Source organism: Glutamicibacter sp. AGC46 (assembly GCF_053543715.1).
This window is the reverse complement of sequence record NZ_JBLVOJ010000017.1, coordinates 1-6,073: the sequence shown is the minus strand read 5'-3', so window position 1 is coordinate 6,073 and position 6,073 is coordinate 1. Positions and strand designations below refer to the sequence as shown.

The window sequence follows — 6,073 nt, the reverse complement described above, 5'->3', positions numbered from 1 at the left end:
GAGATGTACAGCGGGCGGTTGCCGATGCGGTCGCGCAGCTTGTGCACGATTTCGCGGACGCCCTGGTAGTAGACATCCGAGCTGGTGACGATGCCGAAGCCGAAGCGCTGGTCGTCTTCCAGGTCCTTCTTGCCATAGAGCGGACCGCGGGTGCCGACGTGGCAGATCGCCTCGGTATCCAGGATTCCCTCCTCGACCGCACGGCGGAACGGGGTGCCGTGGGTGTATTCGGCACCGAAGTAGGTGTCCCAGGTGTCCAGGTGCGCGTCGAAGTGCAGCATCGCTACCGGAGCACCGGCTCGTTGCGAGGCGGCACGCAGCAACGGCAGCGCGATGGTATGGTCTCCGCCCACGGTGACCAGGGTGGAGCCGTCACTGGTCAGCTCCAGTGCGTTGTGCTCGATGGTCTCAATAGCCTCGTTGATGTTGAACGGGTTGACCGCCATGTCCCCCGCGTCAGCCACCTGGCTCTGCGCAAACGGCGAGGTGTCGGTGGCGGGGTTGTAGGGGCGGATCAGGCGCGAGGATTCGCGCACGTGGTTGGCGCCAAAGCGGGCGCCGGGCCGGTAGGAGACACCGGTGTCGAAAGGCACGCCAACAATCTTGATGTCGGCCTTCTCCACCTGATCCAGTCGCGGCAGCCGGGCGTAGGTGCCGCCGCCTGCATAGCGTGGAATCACCGCGGCATTAATGGGTCCCAGATGCCCGTTTTCCTCGATGCGGATTTCCTTCATCGCAACTTCCTCCCCAGACATCCAAGAACGAAAGTCCAAGTTGTCTAATATGAAACTTCAGTTTTCCATTATGCTATTTTGTCTGCTGGGTCACGTCAAGATTCAGTTATCGCACAGCCCGGGACTCCAGGCAGAAATAGCCCATGCCACAACTCGCGAACGGGCTGCGGCATGGGCCGAAACTGCAGCAGGGCGATCAGCTGGCGACGCTGCGAATCTGCTGGGCAAGCACCTCTAATCCATCGCGCAGCAGCGCTTCTCCGATCACCAGCGGCGGCAGCAGGCGCAGCACATTGCCGTGCGTACCGCAGGTCAGGGTCAGCACCCCGGCTCGATGGCAGGCCTTGGAACCCGCCGCGGCTGCATCGGCGCGCGGCGCCAAGCTGCCCCGGTCGGCGAACTCGATAGCCAGCATGGCTCCGCGGCCGCGGACCTCGGCAACCACCGGGCTCTGCTGCACCAGTGGTTCAAGAACCTCGCGGGACACCCGCTCGATGAGCTGGGCGTTATCCAGAAGCGTCCCATCCTCGAACTGCTCGAATACAGCCAGCGCCGCTTCGCAAGCCAGCGGGTTGCCAGCATAGGTGCCGCCCAGGCCGCCAGCGTGAGGGGCATTCATCAGCTCGGCGCGCCCAGTCACCGCGGACAGCGGAACTCCGTTGGCCAGGGCCTTGGCCGTGAGGATCAGGTCACCTGCCACGCCCTCGTGCTCCGAAGCGAATAGCTTCCCGGTGCGCCCCATGCCGGCCTGGATCTCGTCGATGACCAGCACAATACCGTGCTTGTCGGCCAACTTGCGCAGCCCCGGGATGAACCCGGCCATCGGGACAACGAAACCTCCTTCGCCCTGAATCGGCTCGATCACCATCGCGGCGAAAGTCTGGGGGCCATAGTCCATCAAGGTCTGCTCGACGGACGCCAGGACCGCTTCGACGGTGGCCGCTCCCCCAGAGGGCCGCAACGGGTTGGCCGAGGCGGCGCGCACGATATGCTCGGGCATCGGGCCGAAATTCATCTTGTACGGATTGATCTTGGCAGTCATGCCCATGGTCAGCAGCGAACGGCCGTGGTAGGCCTCGTCGAAGACCAGCACGTTAGCGCGTCCGGTGGCAGCACGGGCGATCTTGACCGCGTTCTCCACGGCCTCGGCCCCGGTGGAGAACAGCGCTGTGCGCTTCTCGAACTCGCCGGGGGTGTGCTGGTTCAACCAGCTGCACACCTGGGTGAAGGATTCGTACTCGGTGACCATGAAGCAGGTATGGGTGAAGTCCGCCAGCTGCTTGGCCACGCGTTCGGCCACGCGGCGGTTCGCGGCACCCAGTGAAGTCACGGCAATCCCCGAGGCGAAGTCGATCAGGCGATTTCCGTCGACGTCTTCGATAATCCCGCCATCGGCGCGGCTGACGAAGACCGGCAAGGTGACGCCAAAACCGCTACTGACCTGTTGCACCCGCTGCTCATGGAGGGCCGCAGAGCGCGGGCCGGGGATGCTGGTGGCAAGGTGCCTGGTCTGGGACAAGGTTGGGGCGTCGGTGGAAGCAAGGGTTTCAGTCATGGCTCAAGCCTAGAAATCCCCGTGACACGCGTCATTGGTCATTGCATCCAAGTCCAGCATCTTTCTTGGATAATTTACCCAATGATTACGCTTTTGCAGCTGGGCGCGGAGTTGGGCACCGAGTTCTTCCCTGCCAGCAGCGGAACCTTCCGTGCCCAGCCGGTCAGCGGGGTGCACGTCTCTGAGCTGGAAGATCCCACCACCTATCTGGATGGCGGCGAGCTGCTGCTGACCACCGGCATGCCATTCGCCGCGAGCGAGGAAGCTTCCCGCGCATACATGCGCCGGCTGCAGGACAAAAAGGTCTGCGCCCTGGGACTGGGGCTGGGTCCATGGCTTCGCACGGTGCCCGAGCACGTCATCGCCGCCTGCGACGCTGCCGGCATAGAGCTGGGGATCGTCCCGGACCAAGTGCCCTTCCAGAACATTTCACGGGCATACTGGCGCCTGGCCTCACGTGATCAGGCTTCGAACCTGATGGGTTCCTTGGGCACGCAGACTGCCTTGGCGCGTGCCGCCGTACGCCCGGATGCCATCAATGCAGTCGTGCGGGGCTTGGCTGAGGCAGTGAACGGCTGGGCCGCCGATCTTTCCGTCGATTCCCGGCCGGCGGCCTGCTACCCGGCATCCGCCGAAGCGTTCCTGGGCGAACTCCGCCACGAGTCCATGCGCTTTCGGCGCAATGGCATGCCCTCGGCGTCCACCTTCGAGGTCCAGGGCCACGAAGTAGCGCTCTATCCCATCCTGTCCGGAACCACGATCCACGGATATCTCGGAGTTGCCGCCGGGCGCAGGCCGACCAAGGCCGACCGGCAGATCATCATGACGGCCTGCACGTTGCTCTCCTTGCGCGCCAGGCAACGGGAATTGGCTGCCAGCACGAATAACGCGCTCAGCTCGGCCACCGCAAAATTGTTGCTGCATGGCCAGCCCGAGGCGGCACGCCTGGTCGGGGAAGAAGCCGGATTGGGCAGAATACCTGTTCGTGTGCGAATCCTGCTGTACCGGGCAGGTGCCGATACCGATGCAGCAACCGCACTTCATGCGCTGCCCTCGCTGGCGCGCCCCGCCGCCTTGCCCGATGTCGCCGCAGCGGTACGCGAGTGCCAGCTTCACTATGAGGACGGCGCCGAACATTATTTGATACTTCCCGAACCCGCAGACAGTTCCGGCAATGGCGAGGCAGTGGCACCGCAGGCTGCAACCGCAACGGGCCCGATGGCGTGCGGGCGATTTGATTCCCCCGCACCCGAAGTCCACGCCGTACTCTCCCAACCATTGAACTTGGCCGAGATCCCTGCCAATTTGCCTGCCCTGCGCCAAACGCTGGACGCTGTCCCGTTCGGGACCATGGCCTGCGGCGCCCCGGGCTTCGATGCCAGCGCAGAGACCTGGGTCAAGGCCCTCGCAGCGTACGCGCGCGCCGATCTGCTCTCCGCGGTCACCTCCTACCTGCGCCATCGCGGCCATTGGGAAGAAGCCTCCCGCGAATTGGGCATCCACCGAAATTCCTTGCGCCACCGCATCACCGTGGCCCAGGAATTGCTTGGCGCCAATCTCGATGATCCCGATGCCGCCGCCTCGCTCTGGCTGGCCCTGCGCCGGGCACAGAAATAGGCACGCCGCAGTCTCTGCAATAGCCAGATCCCGCGGCGTGCCCTAGGTACAGCCGTCAGCCCTTGAGCCGAGTCCGGCTATCGTGCGGCGCACTGGCGCGTCGCGTTGCTGCGGCGTCCGGGCCGGTGGCCCCGAGCTTGGCTTGCTGGCGGATGCTCAGCTTCTGCAGCAATTCCTCTTCCGCGAATTCGCCCGGCGCAATCCCGCGTGGCACCCGCAGCAAGAAGGCCATGCCCAGGATCCACCAAGCGGCGAAGAGCAGCCACGGCTGCCACCCGATGGCCGCCGGCATTCCCGGAAGATACAGCGAAATCAGGCCGGCGCAGAAGACCACCGACAGTACGCCGATGACCTTGCCGCCGTTTCCCGCACCGCCCACACGCAGCGGGCGTTGCATCTGCGGTTCGCGCTGGCGCAGAATCAAGAACGCCACGCCCACCAGCAGGTAGGCGATCACGATCGACGGCGAACCGGAATCCACCAACCATCCGAGCATGGCGGTGCCGAAGAATGGAGCCAGAACGGAGAGACCGCCAATGAACAGCAGTGCATGGCTCGGTGTGCGGTGCTTCGGATGCAGGTAGGCAAACCAGCGTGGCAGCATCCCGGAACTGGCCATCGCGTACATCAGCCGCGAAGCACCCATCAGCAACGAATTCCACGAGGTGAGGATGCCGGCAATGCCGCCGGCGATCAGCACCTTTGACATGATTTCGGAATTGAACAGTGCCCCCATCGCGTCGGCAGTGGCAAGTTCGGATCCGGAGAGCGCCGAAGCGCCCATTCCCGAGGCGGTGGCCAGGATGATCCCCACATACCAGGCGGTGGCGATCAGCACCGAAATCACCACGTACTTGCCAATTTTTCGCGGGGCGATGTCGCATTCCTCGGCGGACTGCGGGATCACGTCGAAGCCGACGAACATGAACGGCACCACGATCATCACGCCGAAGAAGCCGGCCACCCCGTTTTCGAAGAATGGTTCCATATTCCTGCTCTCGCCTCCGGTGAATGCGCCAGCAAGCAGCATTGCGCCGATGACGAAGAGGAAGAGCACCACGAAGGTCTGCACTACACCGGCGGTCTTGATGCCCCGGATGTTAATCCAGGTGATCGCTATCGCACCGGCGACACCGACCAGCGCCCAAGTCAAGTAGACCTCTGAGCCAGCGATCTCCCATAATCTGATCTGCGAAAGCTCCGGGAAGAGATAGAGCACGGATTTGGGCAGTGCCACTGCTTCAAAGGCCACGATCGTGATGTAGCCGCCGACGATGGCCCACGAACCGGCAAAAGACCAGCGGGCGCCCATGGCGCGCAGCAAGTAGTTGTGCTCACCGCCTGCTTTCGGCATGGCCGCAACGAGTTCGGCATAGGTCAGGCCGACTACCGCCATGATGCCACCGCCAACCAGCATGGCCAGCGTGGCTCCCAGCGGACCGGCGGTGGTAATCCAGTCGCCGGTGAGCACGACCCAGCCAAAACCGATCATCGCGCCCACGCCTATGGCCAAGGCATCCCAGCGGCCGAGGACCTTCTTGAGGCCTGGTTCTGCGGTGTGGTTCTTCGCGGTTTTTCCTGACATGGCAACCCCTTCTGGAAAGTTGGTCAGGATCACACTATGCAAAAACGCGCCAAAGGGTATTGGATGTTTTGACTACATTTCAGGCTATTTTGCCCAAATCGGGAGGCTAGACCCTATGAGTAAGAGGTTTTTTCGCCAGGCCTCTTGCGGATCAGGGCCTCACGGTGCAGATTCGTGGATCATCCCCGAGAACGGCTCGGGGATGCCGACATGCAGCGGAGGCCCTGATGTTTACCCAGCGTACTGCGATCGGACTGGATGTGCACGCACGATCCATCCGCGCAACAGCCCTCGACACCCGCACGGGTGAAGTCCTCGAAGCGAAACTCCCCGGCGGGAACGAAGCCGTCACGACATGGATCAACGGGATCGCTGCCGACCACGGACCCGTCGCGGTCGCCTACGAAGCCGGTCCTACCGGATTCAGCCTCGCACGCACCCTCGCGGGCATGCACTACCCGGTGACCGTCGCGGCCCCGTCGAAGCTCCTGCGCCCTTCCGGGGACAAGGTCAAAACCGATGCCCGCGATGCCCTGCTGCTGGCACGACTGATCAAAGTCGATGAACTCGTGGCAGTGCGCG

The 6,073-nt window shown here is 63.6% G+C and carries 5 protein-coding genes; 2 read left to right on the top strand and 3 right to left on the bottom strand.

Going from position 1 to position 6,073, the window contains the following annotated elements:
• Positions 1 to 734: arginase family protein (locus ACNPM8_RS11310; protein ID WP_448939856.1), on the bottom strand; the 734-nt coding region annotated here is incomplete at its 3' end.
• Between the two features lie 196 nt (positions 735 to 930).
• Positions 931 to 2,289, bottom strand: coding sequence for an aminotransferase class III-fold pyridoxal phosphate-dependent enzyme (locus tag ACNPM8_RS11305; protein ID WP_448939855.1), 1,359 nt, complete (start codon positions 2,287 to 2,289; stop codon positions 931 to 933).
• A gap of 81 nt (positions 2,290 to 2,370) precedes the next feature.
• On the opposite strand from ACNPM8_RS11305, the gene ACNPM8_RS11300 reads away from it, so the two are divergent.
• A complete protein-coding gene (locus ACNPM8_RS11300) occupies positions 2,371 to 3,906 on the top strand; it encodes a PucR family transcriptional regulator (protein ID WP_448939854.1) in 1,536 nt (511 codons plus the stop codon).
• A 55-nt stretch (positions 3,907 to 3,961) separates the two neighbouring features.
• On the opposite strand, the gene ACNPM8_RS11295 is transcribed toward ACNPM8_RS11300, so the two are convergent.
• Positions 3,962 to 5,491: an APC family permease gene (locus ACNPM8_RS11295; protein ID WP_448939853.1), complete on the bottom strand. Its 1,530-nt coding sequence runs from the start codon at positions 5,489 to 5,491 to the stop codon at positions 3,962 to 3,964.
• A 227-nt stretch (positions 5,492 to 5,718) separates the two neighbouring features.
• Here ACNPM8_RS11295 and ACNPM8_RS11290 point away from each other — a divergent pair.
• On the top strand, positions 5,719 to 6,073 hold a 355-nt coding region (locus ACNPM8_RS11290; protein ID WP_448939795.1), incomplete at its 3' end, for an IS110 family transposase.

Excerpts from the sequence above, each read along its gene's own strand:
- ACNPM8_RS11305 (WP_448939855.1), bottom strand. The coding sequence starts at position 2,289 with ATGACTGAAACCCTTGCTTCCACCGACGCCCCAACCTTGTCCCAGACC.
- ACNPM8_RS11300 (WP_448939854.1), top strand. The coding sequence starts at position 2,371 with ATGATTACGCTTTTGCAGCTGGGCGCGGAGTTGGGCACCGAGTTCTTC.
- ACNPM8_RS11295 (WP_448939853.1), bottom strand. The coding sequence starts at position 5,491 with ATGTCAGGAAAAACCGCGAAGAACCACACCGCAGAACCAGGCCTCAAG.